Annotated in this window: 23 protein-coding genes and 1 tRNA gene; 10 read left to right on the forward strand and 14 right to left on the reverse strand. The window is 53.0% G+C overall.

Going from position 1 to position 19,097, the window contains the following annotated elements:
• Positions 1-34: 34 nt before the first annotated feature.
• The 4 genes from GPK94_RS02010 to GPK94_RS02025 form a co-directional block, all read right to left on the reverse strand.
• Positions 35-268, reverse strand: coding sequence for a UvrD-helicase domain-containing protein (locus GPK94_RS02010; protein WP_215654205.1), 234 nt, complete (start codon positions 266-268; stop codon positions 35-37).
• 408 nt (positions 269-676) lie between these two features.
• Positions 677-895 (reverse strand): helix-turn-helix transcriptional regulator, encoded by a 219-nt coding sequence (locus tag GPK94_RS02015; RefSeq protein WP_119972290.1) that lies wholly within the window; start codon positions 893-895, stop codon positions 677-679.
• Between the two features lie 28 nt (positions 896-923).
• Complete coding sequence (locus GPK94_RS02020; protein WP_215654206.1) at positions 924-2,576, reverse strand: DUF2326 domain-containing protein; 1,653 nt, start codon at positions 2,574-2,576, stop codon at positions 924-926.
• 200 nt (positions 2,577-2,776) lie between these two features.
• Entirely contained in the window at positions 2,777-3,958 is a 1,182-nt protein-coding gene (locus tag GPK94_RS02025; protein WP_215654207.1) for an ABC-three component system protein, read from the reverse strand.
• A gap of 444 nt (positions 3,959-4,402) precedes the next feature.
• Between GPK94_RS02025 and GPK94_RS02030 the strand changes: the two genes are divergently transcribed.
• The 5 genes from GPK94_RS02030 to GPK94_RS02045 all read left to right on the forward strand — a co-directional run bounded on the left by GPK94_RS02030 (position 4,403) and on the right by GPK94_RS02045 (position 7,675).
• Positions 4,403-4,912: a helix-turn-helix domain-containing protein gene (locus tag GPK94_RS02030; protein ID WP_215654208.1), complete on the forward strand. Its 510-nt coding sequence runs from the start codon at positions 4,403-4,405 to the stop codon at positions 4,910-4,912.
• 188 nt (positions 4,913-5,100) lie between these two features.
• Complete coding sequence (locus tag GPK94_RS02035) at positions 5,101-5,328, forward strand: hypothetical protein (protein ID WP_215654210.1); 228 nt, start codon at positions 5,101-5,103, stop codon at positions 5,326-5,328.
• A complete protein-coding gene (locus tag GPK94_RS02040) occupies positions 5,325-5,696 on the forward strand; it encodes a hypothetical protein (protein ID WP_215654212.1) in 372 nt (123 codons plus the stop codon). The genes GPK94_RS02035 and GPK94_RS02040 overlap by 4 nt, the downstream gene beginning before the upstream one ends.
• Positions 5,689-5,811: a hypothetical protein gene (locus GPK94_RS16250; RefSeq protein WP_256447269.1), complete on the forward strand. Its 123-nt coding sequence runs from the start codon at positions 5,689-5,691 to the stop codon at positions 5,809-5,811. Before GPK94_RS02040 ends, GPK94_RS16250 begins: the two co-directional genes overlap by 8 nt.
• 121 nt (positions 5,812-5,932) lie before the next feature.
• Positions 5,933-7,675 (forward strand): recombinase family protein, encoded by a 1,743-nt coding sequence (locus tag GPK94_RS02045; protein WP_215654214.1) that lies wholly within the window; start codon positions 5,933-5,935, stop codon positions 7,673-7,675.
• Positions 7,676-7,911: 236 nt separating this feature from the next.
• Here the strand turns inward: GPK94_RS02045 and GPK94_RS02050 are convergent.
• Positions 7,912-7,988, reverse strand: a tRNA-Arg gene (locus GPK94_RS02050).
• A gap of 139 nt (positions 7,989-8,127) precedes the next feature.
• Here GPK94_RS02050 and GPK94_RS02055 point away from each other — a divergent pair.
• Positions 8,128-8,487: an arsenate reductase family protein gene (locus tag GPK94_RS02055; RefSeq protein ID WP_193538197.1), complete on the forward strand. Its 360-nt coding sequence runs from the start codon at positions 8,128-8,130 to the stop codon at positions 8,485-8,487.
• 45 nt (positions 8,488-8,532) lie between these two features.
• Here the strand turns inward: GPK94_RS02055 and pyrB are convergent, their stop codons facing one another.
• Positions 8,533-9,591, reverse strand: a complete 1,059-nt coding sequence (pyrB, locus tag GPK94_RS02060) for an aspartate carbamoyltransferase (protein WP_101691541.1) — start codon at positions 9,589-9,591, stop codon at positions 8,533-8,535.
• 172 nt (positions 9,592-9,763) lie between these two features.
• Between pyrB and GPK94_RS02065 the strand changes: the two genes are divergently transcribed.
• Positions 9,764-10,312: a putative ABC transporter permease gene (locus tag GPK94_RS02065; RefSeq protein WP_193538195.1), complete on the forward strand. Its 549-nt coding sequence runs from the start codon at positions 9,764-9,766 to the stop codon at positions 10,310-10,312.
• Between the two features lie 51 nt (positions 10,313-10,363).
• Here the strand turns inward: GPK94_RS02065 and GPK94_RS02070 are convergent, their stop codons facing one another.
• Positions 10,364-10,576 carry a hypothetical protein gene (locus tag GPK94_RS02070; protein WP_193538193.1) on the reverse strand — a complete coding sequence of 71 codons (213 nt, stop codon included), beginning with the start codon at positions 10,574-10,576 and terminating at the stop codon, positions 10,364-10,366.
• Positions 10,577-10,780: 204 nt separating this feature from the next.
• Here GPK94_RS02070 and GPK94_RS02075 point away from each other — a divergent pair, with 204 nt between their 5' ends.
• The 3 genes from GPK94_RS02075 (at position 10,781) to GPK94_RS02085 (ending at position 12,360) form a co-directional block, all read left to right on the forward strand.
• Complete coding sequence (locus GPK94_RS02075) at positions 10,781-11,296, forward strand: gamma carbonic anhydrase family protein (RefSeq protein ID WP_215654216.1); 516 nt, start codon at positions 10,781-10,783, stop codon at positions 11,294-11,296.
• Positions 11,293-12,117 carry a hypothetical protein gene (locus GPK94_RS02080; RefSeq protein ID WP_215654218.1) on the forward strand — a complete coding sequence of 275 codons (825 nt, stop codon included), beginning with the start codon at positions 11,293-11,295 and terminating at the stop codon, positions 12,115-12,117. Before GPK94_RS02075 ends, GPK94_RS02080 begins: the two co-directional genes overlap by 4 nt.
• Before the next feature lie 69 nt (positions 12,118-12,186).
• On the forward strand, positions 12,187-12,360 hold the full coding sequence (locus GPK94_RS02085; RefSeq protein ID WP_101691546.1) for a DUF1540 domain-containing protein: 174 nt from the start codon (positions 12,187-12,189) through the stop codon (positions 12,358-12,360).
• A gap of 80 nt (positions 12,361-12,440) precedes the next feature.
• Here GPK94_RS02085 and GPK94_RS02090 read toward each other — a convergent pair whose 3' ends face one another.
• The 7 genes from GPK94_RS02090 to rsxC form a co-directional block, all read right to left on the reverse strand.
• A complete protein-coding gene (locus GPK94_RS02090) occupies positions 12,441-13,421 on the reverse strand; it encodes a pyrimidine reductase (RefSeq protein WP_215654220.1) in 981 nt (326 codons plus the stop codon).
• A gap of 193 nt (positions 13,422-13,614) precedes the next feature.
• Positions 13,615-14,481: an RnfABCDGE type electron transport complex subunit B gene (locus tag GPK94_RS02095; protein WP_215654222.1), complete on the reverse strand. Its 867-nt coding sequence runs from the start codon at positions 14,479-14,481 to the stop codon at positions 13,615-13,617.
• A gap of 15 nt (positions 14,482-14,496) precedes the next feature.
• On the reverse strand, positions 14,497-15,087 hold the full coding sequence (gene rsxA, locus GPK94_RS02100; protein WP_207730633.1) for an electron transport complex subunit RsxA: 591 nt from the start codon (positions 15,085-15,087) through the stop codon (positions 14,497-14,499).
• Positions 15,087-15,734 carry an electron transport complex subunit E gene (locus GPK94_RS02105; protein ID WP_195279459.1) on the reverse strand — a complete coding sequence of 216 codons (648 nt, stop codon included), beginning with the start codon at positions 15,732-15,734 and terminating at the stop codon, positions 15,087-15,089. The genes rsxA and GPK94_RS02105 overlap by 1 nt, the downstream gene beginning before the upstream one ends.
• 14 nt (positions 15,735-15,748) lie before the next feature.
• Positions 15,749-16,309: an FMN-binding protein gene (locus GPK94_RS02110; RefSeq protein ID WP_186963916.1), complete on the reverse strand. Its 561-nt coding sequence runs from the start codon at positions 16,307-16,309 to the stop codon at positions 15,749-15,751.
• Complete coding sequence (locus tag GPK94_RS02115; protein ID WP_101691551.1) at positions 16,306-17,355, reverse strand: RnfABCDGE type electron transport complex subunit D; 1,050 nt, start codon at positions 17,353-17,355, stop codon at positions 16,306-16,308. The genes GPK94_RS02110 and GPK94_RS02115 overlap by 4 nt, the downstream gene beginning before the upstream one ends.
• Positions 17,352-18,698 (reverse strand): electron transport complex subunit RsxC, encoded by a 1,347-nt coding sequence (gene rsxC / locus GPK94_RS02120; protein ID WP_101691552.1) that lies wholly within the window; start codon positions 18,696-18,698, stop codon positions 17,352-17,354. Before rsxC ends, GPK94_RS02115 begins: the two co-directional genes overlap by 4 nt.
• Positions 18,699-19,097 lie beyond the last annotated feature (399 nt).

Below are 19,097 nucleotides of genomic sequence, written 5' to 3' on the forward strand. Positions count from 1 at the left end.
TGTTTGATCTCATTCTTGACTCAGTCGAAGATTTTCATACTGTCGAGGAACGTCGATTACACAGAATTTTCTGCGGTCTCGCTTTCTCCGTAAATGTGGCGACGAAGATGCTTTCCGGTTTTACATTGCATTCTTCTATGAGATAGATTGTGCGTTGAACAAGCGTATATGTTTTTCCAGTTCCAGGACCGGCTGTAATAAGGACAGGCCCTTCCGCAGCGGAGATAGCCTTTCGCTGGCCGTCGTTTGCATTTCCAAAATCAAACATAAGAATATTTCACGCCCTTCCTCATAGCGTCACATTTTGCATAGATGGTTTATCTCGTAGAACTTCCGCACCATGACTAACGGTCACACAGAAATGTAGGAAGATCTTCTTGGTTTGTCATGCACAGTAAGAAAGTCCGGAATCGAAATAGCGTTCAAAGAACGCGTAGCCGCAGGATGAAATCCTGCGTTTATGGGGGCTTGGGGGATACCCTCAACAAGCAGCGCCGGAAGCCGAATGGCTATCCAGGGGCATTGCTTGCTACAATATGTTTACACCAAGGTGAATCTCATACACATTACTGTTATTCGTGAAAAAGGATAGCTGACTTTTTGATTCTGCCCAATATTTATACCCAAATCACTTTTATCGAAATGTGCTACGCATCTACCTTTACAATAGCCGTCTTTACTTCTCTTGTGGATTGTCCTTCACGACCTCCATGATATCAGAAATATCGCAATCGAGTGCTGTACAAATGCGCAGCAACACCTCTGTAGTAATGTTATCGCCTTTGCCCAGTTTGGCAATGGATGCCGAGCTTATGCCGCTGATCTCTCTCAACGCTTGTTTATTCATGTTCTTATCAATCAGCAGCTTCCAAAGTTTATTATAACTAATATGCATATCTTACCTCCGGCGCCAAAATTATCAATTAGTACTTCTCTTCAGTACCAGCATTCTTAATTGCCCAGCACCACCCAAACAATTCTTCTCCACCTGGGTTCAAGCGCAGTACCGCAGTGTTATTCACAATTTCAGCCGTTCTATCGGTATATGCTTGTTCTTTGTCAAAAGCGATAAATATCTGCTTGTCGCTTTGAAGATATAATTCCATAATCTTATCTACCGGATCATCTCCTATATTTTTAAAGATGGAAGAATCGTGAGCGATTACGGGGAGTGGAGTCAACTTTAGCACACTCATATCCAGAACGATCAGACTCTTGTAAGCAGTGCCTGTTCCACCGTCTCTTGGTGTAGTGAAGACATATTTGCTCTTGGACTCGAAGCGAATTGTGGGTGCCTCGCGCTTTATATCATAAAGGCTATCATTATAGCGTACCATCTGAGCGTTTAATGTTGATTCAATTTCATGTAGCACCTGCATTTCTGCGTCGTCTAGCTGCTCTTCAATTTCAGTGGCAGCATCCTTGAGTTCCTGCGTCCTTAGGAACGCCTCGTTCTGTGAACGTAAGCCAGAAATCTGTCGTTCGATCTCCGAATACTCATCAAGAAATTCTTTTGGAATTTCCGAAGGAATACCAAGCTCAGCAAGTTGTTGCTCCAAGCGCTGGATTTCTGCAGTGACATCCTTTATCAACAGTTGCAAGCTCGCGGCCTCTTCGAGTAGCTCGGAATCGAGAATGCAAGACAAGCTCCGGTGAAACGACTCAATTTCCTCGATTTTCTTAATATTGGCAGTCGGAAAGAAAGATAAAAGATGTTGCAAATCATCTTCCGTTGTAATGAATTGCTCGTCCTTATTTTTTGTAACTATGCGGTATTGGGTAGTCAGCTGGCCATACTCGCGCTTTATAGCTTTCAACTGGCTAGCAACATCTGCAGCAGCATCCTTGCGCTTCATTTCTTTTTCCAGAAGCGCACTATCGGTGTCTCTCGTCAAGGTAGACTTCTTTTCTAAAAGCTCTTTGATTCGATCTTCGTTTTTTTTGTATTGTGTTTGAGTTCTAATGGCGCTCGGTACTAACTCCAATCGACGGGCACTCGAATAGGTCGTTTTCTTTTCTTTTGCCGTCTTCAACTTTGCTTTCAATTCATCAACAAAACGATACAAATTAAACAGCTTCTCTAAAGAAGTGATGGCATCACTTGCGGTTTGTGAACCATTGTTCAATGGATTTGTCACTGTATCGTTATTTTTGCCCGCTACCCTAAAAAAGCGACTAACAATATCTCTAAATGTGACGCCAGGCAGATCAATCTTATATCCTGCCATCAACTGCTCGCGAAATTTCTTCACACTGATAATCTCTTGGGGCTTATATTCTTCATTGCAGATGGTTACATGATTAGGATCAGAAACCGACCTGCTATAGTAATGTAATCCATCAGCAAACTCAAACGTAAAACAGATGGTGTGGTCGCCAACGTAATTCTTCACATCAGTTTTTCCATAGGTGTCGCCACCGAAGCAAAAGTCAACGATCAGAAGAAACGTGGATTTACCGATAGAATTTTCGGCGGCATGACCGCCGAGAACCGTATTTAATCCCTTGTGGAATCTAATAGGGCCACGAGGCTCACCGTTTGATTTAAATGCATCACAAAGAATTTCCTTTAGCATAACACAGCACCCCCTCTTCTTCATCGAACCTAATCTTGTTAAGAGCATACAAGCAGTCCATTAAATCCATAAATTCACTGACACCACTTAAATGCGTATGCAGTGCTTTATATAAATCCCCAACAGTCATTGGACCTTCTTGTAACAATTGCAACGCTATCGGAAACTTTGAAATTACGCTTTCTCTATAAGTAAATAATTTATTTGGAAATAGCATCAAATACCTCACACTTCTGAACAAAAAACGAAACAACTACCTCACAAGGGCCGGTTTCTTCATTTGTCAAGCCAGCAAGCCATGTAACCAGCTTGTCGAATATTTGACTTTGAGTTAGGCCCTGTTGTGCTAAGTCTTTATATTCGTATTTCATCTGGGAACAGAAACGCTCATAATCCACAGTGCCTTCCATTTCTAATTGTTTAAAAGTAGTTTCTACATCAGGATAATATTTGTTTACAAAGTTATGTATTTTAAAGAATAAAGATGCGTCTGTACCATCCATCTTTTTCACAACTTCTGTTGGACTATAATTCAACTCCATTACCTGTGTGACCGGAATCTGTGAAATTTTGCGCAAAACACTTTCTACACCAGCAACTAATTTTTCGTCGCTCATTTCATCCAAAGCTTCCTTTAATATAGTAATTCTAAGTTTAATGTCCTCCAAACGATGTATTTTCTCAGTATTGATATCAAACATATACCTCCTAGCACATTCCGGGCATAGTGCAATTAGATTGTCAACCGTGTTCCTTGGCAATTTTGGATTAATCTGGACAACAGTATAGTCAAAAGCACTTTTACCATCAGCATCTTGATACAATGGTTTGAAACATCCATCATTAGGGCACCGCTGCTTTGTTTCTGCCAACAGGTGAACACCATACGCATTTTTAAGGTCAGTATCATCGTACACTGGCAATGTCAGTTCTTTTCCATCGCCTACCAAAGAAGCATCTACAGTCTCAATTCCCATTGCTGCGGCATCTATCAGGAGGCCAATTAGCTCTTCGCATACATTTGGCAAAGTTTCAACAGAACACTTTATGCCATAAGCAGATAGTTCGCCAATCATCTTTTTGCGTGCAGATTCATCAACATCATCAAATGCATCCAAAAATGCAGATGTGTCATAGTACTTTTTTATCATGCGTGCTTTTATTTTGGGCAATGCTTTTCCATTGTAAATGCGGCCCAGATAATCTTTCTCAGACTCCAAGCCGTTATAAGGGTAATATTTGTTCTGCTCGTCTGCCTGCACCTCTGCATCAGAAGCAGGTGCACGCATAATAAGTGTGACAATGAATGGAATATAATCTTGATTCGTACACTCCACACCAATATACGAGTGCAATATTTTTAGAAACTCACTCAATGTCATTTTTGTCCTCCTTCCGATATAGCTGGTCACCTAGTCCGCCCAAGTCCGGTTTAGTCCGCTGGGCGGATTTTTGTTTTGCTAAAATAAAGGCACAAGCAGAGAACGAGAATGCCGATTGCATCATGCACTATACGATTTAGTGTATCACGCTTACGTGAAGAAAACAATATCTTCACGATAGCAAACTTAAAAACGGCGATGCAAGAGATATGCTTTCGAGTTCCCTGATTGGGATACCATTGTAGAACTGTTGTGACTGGCATCGCTTGATCCCCGATGGCTCAACCAACCACGGCAGACAATTTAATACCGTAGCTGCCTTTTGAGCGGGTTAGCTGCAATCCGAAACGGAGAACTCCGTTAGGACTGCGGTTAGTTTCCTTTCTCTCTTTAGCAGCGCCTAGGGTCCTCCGTTTCGAGAAATCGAAAAACGGAGGACTTTTTATGATCATCAAAAGAAAGCAGGGAGATTCCAAATCCCATTTCCACACCTGCCACCAAGAAATTGGAGGCGGGCAGCACAGTGCTGCCCCTCTGACCACTGATCCTTGTACTTATGTTTATAATTTTGCAGACGGATCGAGCACCACCTTGGTTTTCAACTCTGACGGCATTTCTGGCATTAATAGTTCTTGGCTTTCTGAGTTGCAGGAACTTGATCGCCAAGAATACAATAACAACCACACTCAGACCCGCCGCCATTGCTCTCTGGAGGCCCAAGACCCAGAAGGAATGGGTGGATATTACGAGGGCGACAATATGCAGCGTGTGCAGCTTAGTCTCGAAGTGGACGAATTTCTTTCTGCTCTGCCAAGAGATTTAGAAGTAATCGCCCGTCTTCTATACGCTGGATTTTCTGCGGCAGATATAGCTCGTCAGCAGGGAGTCAACCGATCCACCATCTGCCGAAAGATCAAGAAGCTTCAGGATGCTCTAACTCGCTATAATCCATAAATATACAGCACCTTGCGCTAGCAAAAGCCCGGCCTTTTGACCGGACTTTTGCTATTTTTGAATAAGTTCTGCAAACTGCGCAACAAACGCCCTCTGCCGTGGCCTACAAGTGAGAGGTACAAGTGCCAGGGAAGGGTACCAAGGCCGCTCAGACTTTGAATACACATAATCATAGGAGAGAAACGGCCATGGATTACAAAACCGAACCCAAGCAGCAGGAGCCGCAGCTGATTTGCCTGTGCGCAGCCTGTGCCAGTGCTTTTTATAATGTTCCCACCATAAGAGTCAAGCGCGCAGATCGCTACCAATTCGTGAAAGATACCTGTACCTATTGTGGAATTCGCAGTGGATATGACTATATCGTCGCTCCCCGCAAAGTTCCGCAGCGCCATTCAGGTAATGAGGCGACGCTATGAACAAAAAGGATGTCTGTGCAACAAAAGTGGCTTATGTGCGCTTCACGGAAGATGATTTGGCGGATCTGGATCGTCAGGTCCGGAGGGTTGGCGCACCGTCAAGAGGCGCATATATTCGCAATCTGGTCAAACAAATTCGCCCCGTTGAGCTTCCTCCAGCAGACTATTTATCCCTGCTGGACGAGCTATCATCCCTTCGGCGCAGTATTGATGCTTTGGCAGTGCGAGCCGCTGAAGGTGGAACATCTACTCTTAATCCGGTCGAATATTATACATTGTCCAGCCTTACAGCGTTAACACTCCAAAAAATCCGGCTTGCGGCGTTACCACAGCAATGTCAATTACCGGAGGATATGATCCATGAATGAATCGATTATTGACCGCACCTATGTGTGCTTAAAGCTGATTGATATGCTCTACAAGAAGGGCCTTGTCAACGAGGCAACCTATCTGAATGTCAAGCAAACCTATCCGCAAAAGTGAACACTTTTCCGGCAAGTTGTCAAGGATATCAGGCCAGCGTCCGTATCATTGCTGATTCTGTTGTTTTCGGGTATTCTCGCCTTGTCAGAACAAATCAGAAGCCATAAAGGAGGAAGATGCTATGTACAATATGTCTCCGTACTCATTGTCCCGTTCTTTCCGGGACAAACCCTGCCGGGCAGTTATATATGGCCGTGCCTCAACAGAACACGAGGCCCAGGTCAAAGCCCTTCAGAATCAGATGCAATGGTATGATGATGTTGCTCGTTTTCATCCCCAGTGGAATGTCATCAGCCGCTACATTGACCAAGGCATTACCGGAACCCAGGTCTATAAGCGGGATGCTTTTATGCAGATGATGGAGGATGCCAAACAGCATAAATTTGATTTGATCGTCACTCGCGAGGTCTGCCGCTTCGCCAGAAACACGGTGGATGCTCTGGTCTGCGTCCGTCAGCTTGCCGCTATGGGAATTGAAGTCTATTTTGTGAATGATAACATTTGGACTCTTGACGGTGATGGTGAGCTGAGGTTGACCATCATGGCTACTATGGCACAAGAAGAAAGCCGCAAAATCAGTGAACGCTCTCTTGCGGGACAACGGGTCAGCCGCGAAAAAGGCGTCCTCTATGGAAACGGGAACATTTTTGGATATACCAGGAACAAACTCACCAAGCAGTTTGAAATTGATCCCGATCAGGCGGAAACTGTAAAAATGATTTTTGACCTCTATGATTCCGGTATGGGTGAAACCTTGGTAGCAAAAGAGCTGACCCGCCTTGGACGCAAAAACGGGGTGGGTAAGGTCAAATGGGATGCTGGGAAGGTATCAAAAATCATCAAGCGTAAAAACTATTTGGGGTACACAGTTTACTGTCAGTCCTATTCCAATAACTATTTGGAGCAAAAACGGATCAAGCGCGACGAGAGTGAGTTCGTCTATGTAAAAGGCGGTTTTCCTCAGATCATTTCAGAGGAGCAGTACGAGCGGTGTAACGCCATTCGTCGCAGCAGGACCAAACGGCTGACGGATGAAAAAGGCCGCACGCGGAGTTTTGGTGTTCAGCAGGCTCAGAATGTATGGGGCAGAAAAATGAGGTGTCGTTGCGGTTCTCCCATGCTTCGACATCGTTGGAGAACCAATAATGCAGGAAAGCCTATCTATGGATATGAATGCAAACGACACCATGATACGCCCCGCATCCGCCTTCAGAATGAACAAGGCAATCCAACACCTATCTGTGAGATCAAGCCGGTTGGACAAAGCAAGCTGGAACTGATGGCCTCCAAAATATTTGAGAGGGTATGGGGAGACCAAAGAGAAATCGTCCTCCAGACCTGCAAAATGCTGGATGCTTGCTACAAGCCAGACGCAGATGGTCGAGCAGATTTGATGAAAGCGAAAGATGATTCTATTCAGTTGCTCCAACAACAGCTGGATGACTTGGTTGTGGTCCGTGCTCGTGGAGAGATTGAGCAGGATAAGTTCCTCCAGCGGACCATAGAAATTCAGCAGCAGATGGAGGCCCTTCGTCAGAGCAAAGCTCAAATTGCTTCAGAGGACTACAATCCCGGACGCCTGGATATGGAAGCCATTGAGGCAGCGTTGTGCGAAGCAGTTGAAATGCATGACGGTCTGGTAAGCGAGGATTTCATTGATCTCTTTGTTTCAAAGGTTACACCACTGTCTGATTCCCGCTTTGCCTGGTGCTTGGACTTTTCTCCACAGCCCACAGTTGCCTTTCTGAATTTAGCCGGGCAGAGGAAGTACACGACCTGCTCTATGGATAGTAAATTACACTTTGGTCCTTTTGCTGATGAGGAGGGGCACACCATCCCTTTTCCGGGCAGCCTGCGTCGGTGAGCTGCCCGGACAGCTCTAATTCAAAATGTACATCGTTATATACACAAGGTATGTACGGCGCAGGCTGCTATCAAAAATCCGCGGTAATCGCACAATATAAGATAGTAATCGGAGTGGCGCTGCATCAGCAGCGTCACTCCTTTTTCCATGCTGCTGGTCAGTGAATCTTTCTCCGGCCCAGCTAAATATAAATACAAAAAAGAACCTGTAACCAATGCAGTTACAGGCTCTCACTCTGGCACGCCCGAAGGGACTCGAACCCCCAACCCTCAGAACCGGAATCTGATGCGCTATCCAATTGCGCTACGGACGCATATGAACTTTTCCCAAGTACCCGATTATTATAGCAGGCTTTCCTCATTTTGTAAAGGGCTCTTTGCGGATTTCTTTCCAGCTTCCTCTTGCAAGTTTTGGGATTCTCCGTTAAAGTAGAGAAAAAGGAGTGAAACAACATGATCTTTCTCTGCTACCCCAAGTGTACCACCTGCCAAAAGGCCAAGGCCTGGCTGGATGCCCATGGCGTTTCCTACACCCTGCGGGATATTAAGCTGGACAATCCCTCCCTCAGCGAGTTGAAAGACTGGCACAGCCGCAGTGGTTTGCCCCTCAAGCGCTTTTTCAACACCAGCGGCCTTCAGTACCGGGCCCTGGAACTCAAGGACCGCCTTCCTTCCATGCCGGAAGAAGAGCAATACGCTCTGCTTGCCTCGGACGGAATGCTGGTCAAACGCCCCATGCTCATCGCGGAAGACTTTGTTCTGGTGGGCTTCAAGGCGCCCGACTGGGCTGACCGGCTTGGAATACAGGAATAACAAAACCGGCGCACGGAAAACATTCCGCGCGCCGGTTTTTCTCAATTAATGCAGGGCTGCGTCGCAGTAGGCACAGCAATCCACACCGCCGTTCTGCTTGACCAGGGGGGGCAGATAGGGGTCGGTCTGGGTAATGCAGCGGGGATTGGAGCAGACCGGAGTCGTACCGATCTCCACCGCCTCCGGCTTGATGCGGGGCTGGTTGGCCAGGTCCGCCAGCAGAGCCATACGGGAGAACATGCCGTACCGGGCCTGCTCAAAATAGGCTGCACGGGGATCGTCGTCCACGTCCAGGGCGATCTCATCCACACGGGGCAGGGGATGCATGACCAGCATGTTCTTGCGGGCCCGCTCCAGCTTGCGCTTGGTCAGGACATAGATACCCTTGTTGCGCTCGTACTCCAGGGGGTCCACAAAACGCTCCCGCTGGATACGGGTCATATAGAGGACATCCAGCTGGGGAATGACGTTCTCCAGACCGGTAACCTCCACGCTCCACAGGTTCTTCTCCTTCATGAAGGCACGGATATACTCCGGGATGGCCAGCTCGCGGGGAGAGATGAGGTAGAACTTCACATTGTCGAACTTGGCCAGCGCCTTGATGAGGGAGTGGACCGTACGGCCGTTCTTCAGGTCACCGCACAGACCGATGGAGATGCCATCCACACCGCCCAGCATCCGGGTAATGGTGGTCAGATCGGTCGTGGTCTGGGTGGGGTGCATGTGTCCGCCGTCGCCTGCATTGATCACAGGCACATCGGAATACAGGGAAGCGGCTTTGGCCGCGCCCTCCCGGGGGTTACGCATGATAACCACGTCGGCATAGCCGGACACCATCTTGATGGTGTCCTTCAGGCACTCGCCCTTTGCCACCGAGGAGGATTTGGGATCGGCAAAGCCAAACACCGTTCCGCCCACCCGCAGCATGGCGGTCTGGAAGGAAAAGTTGGTCCGGGTAGAAGGCTCAAAAAAAAGTGTGGAGGCCACACGACCCCGACACACATCCATAAAATCGGCGGGGTGGTCAATAATAGCACTGGTGCTCTTGTACAGCGCTTCCCACTCCGCCCGAGACAGATCCCCAAAATCGATCAGATGTCGCATACCATCTTCTCCATTCCTTGTCGTATTTTTTTCGTATTATCTTACCACATTTTAAGGAACTCGACAAGAATCTCGAGCCATTTTCTTTCTTGCCATTTTGCCAAAATCTCGCCTGTATTTTTTTCTTTCCCCCGGTCATGCTAGACAAAACGGGCCGGAGGAGGAATTCGACGTGGAATGGTTTTGGTATTTTGGGATTTATAGTTTCCTGGGCTTCTGTCTGGAAGTGCTTTTTGCGCGGGCAACACACCAGTCCAAGCGGGATCGAAAGTGCTTTTTTCTCCTGCCCCTCTGCCCGGTCTATGGTCTGGGTGCACTGTGGATTCTGGCGCTCCCCGCCCCTGTCCGCCAGAGTAATCTTCTCCTGTTTTTTGGCTCCGCTTTGGCCGCAACCGGAGCAGAGTATCTCATGTCCCTCTTCTATGAACGGCTGACCGGAGTACATTTCTGGGATTACCGGCATCTCCCCTTCCAGCTCCACGGCAGGGTATGCCTGCTCTTTTCTATCTTTTGGGGCATGCTCGGTGTGGGTGCGGTCCGTGTTCTTCACCCGCTGGTCGCTCAGTTTACCGCGCTCATTCCGTCTTTTTTATGGCCCCTTGCGGCATGTCTGCTTCTGCTGGACGGAGCCCTTACGCTGGTCCTCCTGCGGCGCACCCACAGCACCGACATTCTATGCTGGTATCGCCGTGTTTCCAGACTGCCTTTGCGCGACTCCTGATGCAGAGAGAGGGACGGAAGCTCCGCCCCTCCCCATATCAAACGTCTTTGCTCAGGCTTTCTGCAGCGCTTCCATTACCTCATCGATCTTCTTCTGCGGCAGATAGGCTCCCGCAAAGGCCAGCAGCTGCTCCAAGGTCACGGTATTGGCCGCTCCGGTAAGGGGATGCTTGAGGACGGCGGGCAGCTTTTTTTGCAGGACGCTCCGGCTCCGGGGATCTGCCAGCAGCTGCCCCACCGTGATCTGATTGTGCTTTAAGTCCATGGTACATTCCTCCTGTTGTGGTGATACCTCACTCTATGCACGACCCAAATCAAATTTTACACGCGCCCCTGCGGACTCGTCCTCTTTTTCCCAGGCTTGCGGCTTTCTCGCATACGCATTATAATAAAAGTGACGGTCTGGCGGCTCAACGGCCCTGTCCGGCCTTGTCCACATGCCGCAATCCAAGAACGGAGGAATTCACATATGATCAAATCCTTTGAAGGACATACACCCCAGCTCCATCCCGATGCCCGGGTCGCGGAAAATGCCACCCTGGTGGGACAGGTCACCCTGGAGGCGCGCTCCAGTGTCTGGTATGGTGCGGTCCTCCGCGCCGATACCACCACCATCCATGTCGGGGCCGGCTCCAACCTTCAGGATGGCTGCATGGTGCATGGAGACGAGGGATTCCCCGTTCAGGTCGGTCAGGACGTGACCGTGGGCCACGGGGCGATCCTGCACGGCTGTACGGTGGGCGATCGCTGTGTCATCGGCATGGGCGCGACCCTCCTCAACGGCTGTGTGATTGGCGAGGACTCTCTCGTGGCTGCCGGGGCCCTGGTGACCCAGAACACGGTGATTCCGGCGGGCAGTCTGGTCATGGGCTCTCCCGCCAAAGTCCGCCGTGCGCTCACGGAGGAGGAAAAGGCGGGCAACCTGGAGTCTGCCCGGGAATATGAGCATCTCTCCCTCCAGCTTCCGGCAGAGGGCTCCCGATGAAACGTTGGCGTGATTCCTCGTTCCGCGCCCAGGTGAAAAGTTCCCCCATGGTGGCCCGTCTTTATCAAATTCTCCGGTTTCTGGTAATTTGGGTCATGATCGCCCAGTTTTTCAACGGGAACTTTGAAAATGTCTTCCTGTGTATCCTGACCCTGATCCTGTTTCTGGTTCCCAGCTTTATTGAGCGGAAGATCCAGATCGATCTGCCCGACACGCTGGAAGTCATCATTCTCCTCTTTATTTTTGCCGCGGAAATTTTGGGTGAAATCCGTGCCTACTACATCTCCATCCCCTACTGGGATACTATGCTCCACACCCTCAACGGCTTTCTCTGCGCCGCCATTGGCTTCTCCCTGCTGGATATCCTCAACCGGCATGAGCGGCTCTCCTTCTCCCTCTCGCCCCTGTATCTGGCCATAATGGCCTTCTGCTTCTCCATGACCATCGGCGTGCTGTGGGAGTTCTTTGAGTGCACCATGGACGTGTTTTTCCATTTGGATATGCAGAAGGATACCGTCGTAAACACCATCTCCTCGGTCATGCTGGACCCCAACGGCGGCAATGTCCCCACGGCCATCCGCGGCATCACCGACGTCATTGTGGTCACCGCGGACGGAAGCGAGATCCCGCTGGGCCTGGGAGGTTATCTGGATATCGGCATTCTGGATACCATGAAGGACCTGTTCGTGAATTTTATCGGCGCAGTGGTCTTTTCCTTCATCGGCTACTTCTACGTAAAGTCCCGGGGCAAGGGACGCTTCGCCCGGCGCTTCATCCCCCAGGTGCTTCCGGAAACCCCCAGTTCCGAACCGAAAAAATAATGCCCGGTACGTATGCTTCTCTCCTGTGCGGATATACTAAGATCATCACCGCAAAGGAGGAAATGCGTTATGAACAACCAGGTCAATCACAACATCAAGTGCTCCGTCTCCAGCTGTGCGCATCACTGCGAGCAGAACTGCTGCACCCTCAACGAGATCAAGGTGGGCTGCTGCGGCGCCGCCGCTCCCAAGAGCTGCGACTCCACCGAGTGCGCCTCGTTCCAGCTGCGCAGCAGAGGCTGAGGCCGCTGAGTCCGGAGGCTGCTCCGGTCTGACACAAACGTCCCCGGTTCCCATTGTGTAGGAACCGGGGACGTTTCTACTTATTTTTCCGCGCCGCGGTGCAGCCCGTAGATCATCTTCTGCCGGGTGCAGATAAAGTTCTTTTCATGCAGCGCAATGGAGAGGAAGTCCGAGTGGGGATGCTCCTCCGCACCAAAATGTAAAAACGCGCCAAACCCCACCTGTCCTGCGGCAAACACGGTGGAATAGTTCATAAACATCTCATCCATAGCCTCAATGCTCATGAGATAGGTCATATAGGAGGGGGACTCCACCATCACCCGCTCCATCCCCAGGTACTTGAGTACCTTCAGCATGGCAAGCCCGTCGGTAACCGCTCCCGTTCCCGTGGCCAAAACGATTCGCTCTCCGGATGCGGCGGCCGCCTGTACCGCGTCCACGTCCACCTCTTCCGCGCTGGTGTAGGGCCCCAGTGCCCGGAAGCTCCAGGGACAATGGGCCCGGACATACTCCAATCCATCCGGAGAAGTCGCCACCACCACAGGGGCGTCCACATCAAAGAGCATATGGTCAAAGAGAAGATCCGTGCCGTCAAAAGACACCACGATATGGGCCGGACAGTAGTGCTTCTTCCCCATCTGCGTGGTGCGCAGGCTGGCAAGCTCCTCATCAAAGCAGTTGGCCCACATCACCTCGTTGGTGTGCAGTGTCCGCGCCCCGATGATCACGCCATCCGCATAGAAGCGCAGCATATTCAGTACCCAAAAGTCGGCCAGCGCCCCATCTGGATCCCGGAAATTATTTCCCGCAATCTTTTCGCCATGCCGGTCGTCGGTAAAGGAAATCTTTCCGTCCACCGACTCTACAATCGAGGCAAACAGATAGGGCCGGTCTGCGGGCGCCGGGGGAAAATACACATCGCCATACACCTGGCGAATTTTCTCCGGCGTGGGTGCGTCGGGGGAAATGGCCCGAATGGCCGCCAATGCCTCTTCATCACGCATCAAGGGTGTCAGCCGGATCTGCTCTACCGGGAAATCCATCGTTACAAACTTCTCCATCTACCGTTTCATCCTTCCGCGCTTAAATTCCGCAAATCATTCTATTTTTGCGGTTATATTTTGATTTTATAGCATAAAATTCAAGTTGTCAACGCATTAGTAGTACTAATGAAAATTTTTCCAATTAAAACAGGCAAATAAATACGACCAGCCCCGGACAATCGTCCGGGGCTGGTCGTACAAATTGCAGATTTTACTCCGCTGCCTCAGGCTTGGCAGCAGCGGGGGCCGCCTTGGGGGCGGCGGGCTTCACCTCGGGGACCTTTCCGTCCACAGTGATGAGCTTGCGGGGACACTTCTGGGCGCACAGGCCGCAGCCCACGCACTTGTCATAGTCAATGACAGCCAGATTCTTGTCCACGGTGATGGCTTCCTTGGGGCAGGCCTTGGCGCACAGACCACAGCCGATACAGCCGTTGTCGCACACCTTGCGCACGTCAGCACCCTTGTCCTTGGAGGAACAGGTGATGGCCACGTGGCGCTTGGTCTTGTAGGGAGCCAGCAGGATGATGTGGCGGGGACAGGCGTCCACGCACTTCTTACAGGCCTTACACTTCTCCTCGTCCACCTTGGCCACGCCGTCCACCACGTGGATGGCGTCAAAGGGACACACGGCCTCACAGGTGCCGAAGCCCAGGCAGCCGAAGGAGCAGCCGGCAGGGCCGCCGCCGGGCAGGCGGGCGGCAGCAGCACAGTCGTGGATACCCACATACTCGTACTGCTCGTGGCCACGGCAGCCGCCGGTGCACTGTACCTGGGCGATCATCTTGGCGGAGGCCTCAGCCTTCACGCCCATGATCTCGGCGATCTGGGCCGCCACGGCGTCGCCGCCGGCAGCACAGCAGTTGGTGGCAGCCTTACCAGCCACCACGGCAGCGGCATAGCCGCCGCAGCCGGGATAGCCGCAGCCGCCGCAGTTGGCGCCGGGCAGGCAGGCAGAAATGGCCTCTTCACGGGGGTCCTTCTCCACGGCAAAGGCCTTGGAGGCATAGGCCAGGATCAGACCGAAGATCGCGCCCAGCACGCCGAGCACGACAACAGCAGCAATAACAGTGTTCATTCTTTCCAGCCTCCCTTAAAATACCTTCAGGCCGGAGAAGCCCAGGAAGGCCAGGGCCAACAGGCCGGCGGTCACCAGCGCGATGGGGAAGCCCTCAAAGGCCTTGGGGCACTCGGCAAACTCCAGCCGCTCCCGCACGCTGGCAAAGAGCACGATGGCCAGCAGGAAGCCCACGCCGCCAGTGACGCCGTAGACCAGGCTCTCGATGAAGCCATAGCTGTTCTGGGTATTCTGGAGCACCACGCCCAGCACGGCGCAGTTGGTGGTGATGAGGGGCAGGTACACGCCCAGGGCCTCATACAGAGAAGGCATAGCCTTCTGGAGGAACATCTCCACGAACTGCACCAGGGAGGCGATGACCAGGATATAGGTCACGGTCTGCATAAAGACCAGATTGAACTTCTCCAGAATGAAGTGGTTGATGGGCCAGCACACGGCGCTGGCCACGCCCATGACGAAGATAACGGCCATGCCCATACCCAGGGCGGTATCGATCTTCTTGGACACGCCCATGAAGGGGCAGATGCCCAGGAACTGGGCGAAAATGAAGTTGTTGACCAGAATTGCGCCCAGCGCGATGCCAAAGAGTTCGGTGAAACTCAGCATTACTTGGCCACCTCCTCTTTCTTGTCGCTGCCCTTCTTGGGCTTATTGAGGAAATACTGCATGGTAGCGATCACCACGGCCAGGGTCAGGAAGCCGCCCACCGGCAGCACCATGCCCAGCGCGGGAATCCCCTCGGGCAGGATGCGGATGCCGTCGCCGCCGTTGAGGATGCCGCCGCCAAAGGTGCCGTTGCCCAGGAACTCACGGATCACACACATGATGACCAGGATCACGGTGTAGCCCAGGCCCTGGAAGATACCATCCAGGGCGGAGGCCGCCACGCCGTTCTTGGAGGCGAAGGACTCGGCACGGCCCAGGATGATACAGTTCACCACGATCAGGGGAATGAAGAGGCCCAGGCTCTCGGACAGGCTGGGGAGATAGGCCTTGAGCAGCAGGTCCACAATGGTCACGAACCCGGCGATCACGACGATGTAGCAGGCGATACGCACCTTGCTGGGGATGATCTTGCGCAGCAGGGAGATAACGATATTGGCGCAGGTCAGGATGATGAGCACGGATACGCCCATACCCAGACCGTTGAAGAGGCTGGTGGTAATGGCCATCACGGAGCACATACCAAGCAGCTGTACGGTAACGGGGTTCTGGAAGATCAGACCGTCCAGAAATTGCTTTTTCACATTCATGTTCTGTGCCCTCCTTAGCCCAGGCTGGCGGCGGCCGCCAGCGCACTGGTGACGCTCTCGCACACGCCGCGGGAGGTGATGGTGGCGCCGGTGAGGGCGTTGATCTCGCCGCCGTCCTTGGTGACGGAGACCTTACCGCTCTTACCCACGAACTGGGCCTGCCAATCCGGCTTGCCGGCATTGGAGCCCAGACCGGAGGTCTCACCGGTCTCAACGATGGAGATGCCGGTGCAGGTGCCGTCGGTCCCAACACCAACCATCACGCTCAGCGTACCGCTGAAGGAGGTGGCGGGCTTGACCTGGACCACATAGCCGGCGTCGCCGGCCTGGTACACGGCCTGCACGGTGGAATCCTCTCCGGTGTACTCCACGGGGGTGTAGACGCCGTCCTCCGTGGGGAGCACAGCCTGCATGGCCTCCGCGGTCTTTTTCTCGGTGTTCAGCTTAATCTGAGGCGCGGTGACCATATTGACCGCACCCAGCAGCAGGGCGGTGATCAGGCTGATAGCGGTCAGAACCACAACCAGCATGGCCAGGCTCGGCTCTTTCTTTTTGTTCATCACGATCTCGCTCATTTCGCCGCGCCCTCCTTTGCCTTGGCCTTCATTTCCTTGGTGACGCCGAAGCGGCCGGGCTTTCCGGCCTTATCCAGCAGCCACACGCAGATGTTCATCAGCAGGATGGCGTAGCTGACACCCTCGGGATAGCCGCCGAAGTAGCGGATGAAGATGGTCAGCAGGCCGCAGCCAATGCCGAAGTAGATCTCGCCCATCTTGGTCACGGGGCTGGTCACATAGTCGGTCGCCATGAAGAAGGCGCCCAGCATCAGGCCGCCGCCGCACAGGTTGTAGAGCATCCAGTCCACCCGGGCAATGCCGCCCTGGGGGAAGAGGAAGCAGAGCACCGCCACGGTGGCGAGATAGGCCACGGGGATGCGGGCGCGGATGACGCCGCGCCAGATGAGGTAGATGCCGCCCAGCAGCAGGAGCAGTGCGGAGACCTCACCCAGGCAGCCGCCCACGTTGCCCACAAAGAGGTTGGCCAGGCCGTCGGCAGGCAGGGTGTGCACATTGGTGCCGGTGGCCACATCCAGATGGGCGTGCAGAGAGGCCATGGGGGTGGCGCCGGTCACCGCGTCAGCGGCGGAAAAGACGCCCGCCCAGTTCTTCACACCGGGCAGCACCCAGGTGGTCATGGCGATGGGGTAGCACATCATCAGGAAGGCACGGCCACCCAGCGCGGGGTTCATAAAATTCTGGCCCAGGCCGCCGAAGAGCTGCTTGACCACCACGATGGCGAAGAAGTCGCCGATCAGGAGGGTCCAGTAGGGCAGCGTCACGGGGCAGACAAAGGCCAGCAGCACGCCGGTAACGGCGGCGGAGAAATCTCCGTTGGCCGAGGGCTTTTTCAGGAGCTTGCGGTAGCCCCACTCGAAGAATTCACAGCCCAGCACCGACACCACGGTCATGGTCAGGGCGCGGGGACCAAAGACATACACCGCCATACACAGGGCGGGAACCAGAGCGATGAGCACATCCAGCATCAGCCGGCTGGTGTTCACCGGGGAACAGACATGGGGGGAGGAAGCCACGGAGAGCTTCAGATTCTTGGTGTCAATCATGCTTTCTTAGCCTCCTTCTCTGCCTCGGCCTTACGCTTCATGGCCAGGGTACGGATCTCGAACTTGGCCATCCGGAAGGACTGGACCAGGGGCACACGGGCAGGGCAGATGTAGTTACAGGAACCGCACTCGATGCAGTCCATCAGGTGCAGGCCCTCGGCCTCATCCCAGCGGCGCTTCTCAGCATACAGGTGCATGTACACAGGGGTCAGGTGCATGGGGCAGACGTTGACGCAGCGTCCGCAGCGGATGCAGGTGGGATTCTCCACATGCTCGGCCGCCTCGGCCTTGGTCATGCACAGCACGCCGTTGTTGCCCTTGATGGTGCAGGCGGACAGGTCATAGGCAGCAATGCCCATCATGGGGCCGCCCAGCAGGACCCGGTCGGGGGTCTCCTTGAAGCCGCCGGCCTCTTCCACCAGGTGCTCAATGGGGGTGCCGAAGGGCACCAGCACGTTGCGGGGCTCAGCCAGAGCGCCGCCGGTGAGGGTGACGATGCGCTGGGTGAGGGGCTTGCCCTCCACCACGGCGTCATACACCGCAGCGGTGGTGCTGGCGTTGAACACGGCGCAGCCCACGTGGGCGGGCAGTCCGCCGGGGGGCACCTCGCGGCCGGTGATGCGCTGGATGAGCTGCTTTTCTGCGCCCTGGGGGTAACGGGTGCGGCACACCACGATCTCGATGCCGCCGTCCGCCAGGCTCTTCATCTTCTCAATGGCGTCGGGCTTGTTGTCCTCGATGCCGATATAGGCCTTGTTCAGGTTGAAGGTCTTCATCAGAATCTTCAGGCCCTTGATGATGCGCTCGCCATCCTCCAGCATGAGCCGGTGGTCGGAAGTCAGATAGGGCTCACACTCCGCCGCGTTGACGATGAGCGTGTCCACCTTGCCGATGCCGGAGCTGATCTTCACGTGGGTCGGGAAGCCTGCGCCGCCCATACCGGTGATGCCGGCCTCCTTGACGATGTTGATGATCTCGTCGGTGGTCAGCTTCTCATAGTCGGGATGGGGGGTCAGCTCGGAGCCAAAGGTATTCTGGAAGTCGTTCTCGATCACGACCGCCATCACCTTGCCGCCGCCGCAGTAGGGACGGGGCTCGATGGCCACGACCTTGCCGGAGACGCTGGCATGGATGGGCGCGCCCAGGCCGGTCACCTCCGCGATCTTCTGACCGACGGTCACCTGATCGCCCACCTTCACCACAGGTGCGCAGGGTGCTCCCACGTGCATGGACATGGCCAGAGCCACCTGAGCCGGGGCCTTGCGCAGCGGCTCGACTGCCTTGGTACAGGTCAGCTCCTTGTGCTCATTGGGATGCACGCCGCCATAAAAGGATAATTTCATAGGTCCACCTCACAAATCAGGCCCCTCCCGGGGCCAGTCTCGGACGGAAACTGTGGCACGTTTCCGCCGCTCTCTTTTCCGTGCGAAACCGCACTTTCAAACAGATACTATCATATCGCAGCCAGCCGAAAAAGTCTAGTGATTCCGCAAAAAAATTACGCTTTTTTCTATAAACCACTCAGTTTATCCTTATATCACTTTTTTTCGTTCCAAAATATCGCCTCTTTTTTCCGCCAGAGGTCGATCTTGGCTTGCTTTTCTTTCCATTTTCACTATACTTTAAAGCGCTAGTGCGCTGTCTTTGTAAAAAACCACAGTTGACAAATGTCCGTCTCAGGAGTATTCTTATCATAATTTCACTCTCCGCCGCAGAGGCCTCGTTCCAGGCTTCCGTCGGGC

Origin of the sequence: Pseudoflavonifractor sp. MCC625, from assembly GCF_018784545.1 — a bacterium.
Taxonomy (GTDB): domain Bacteria; phylum Bacillota; class Clostridia; order Oscillospirales; family Oscillospiraceae; genus Pseudoflavonifractor_A; species Pseudoflavonifractor_A gallinarum.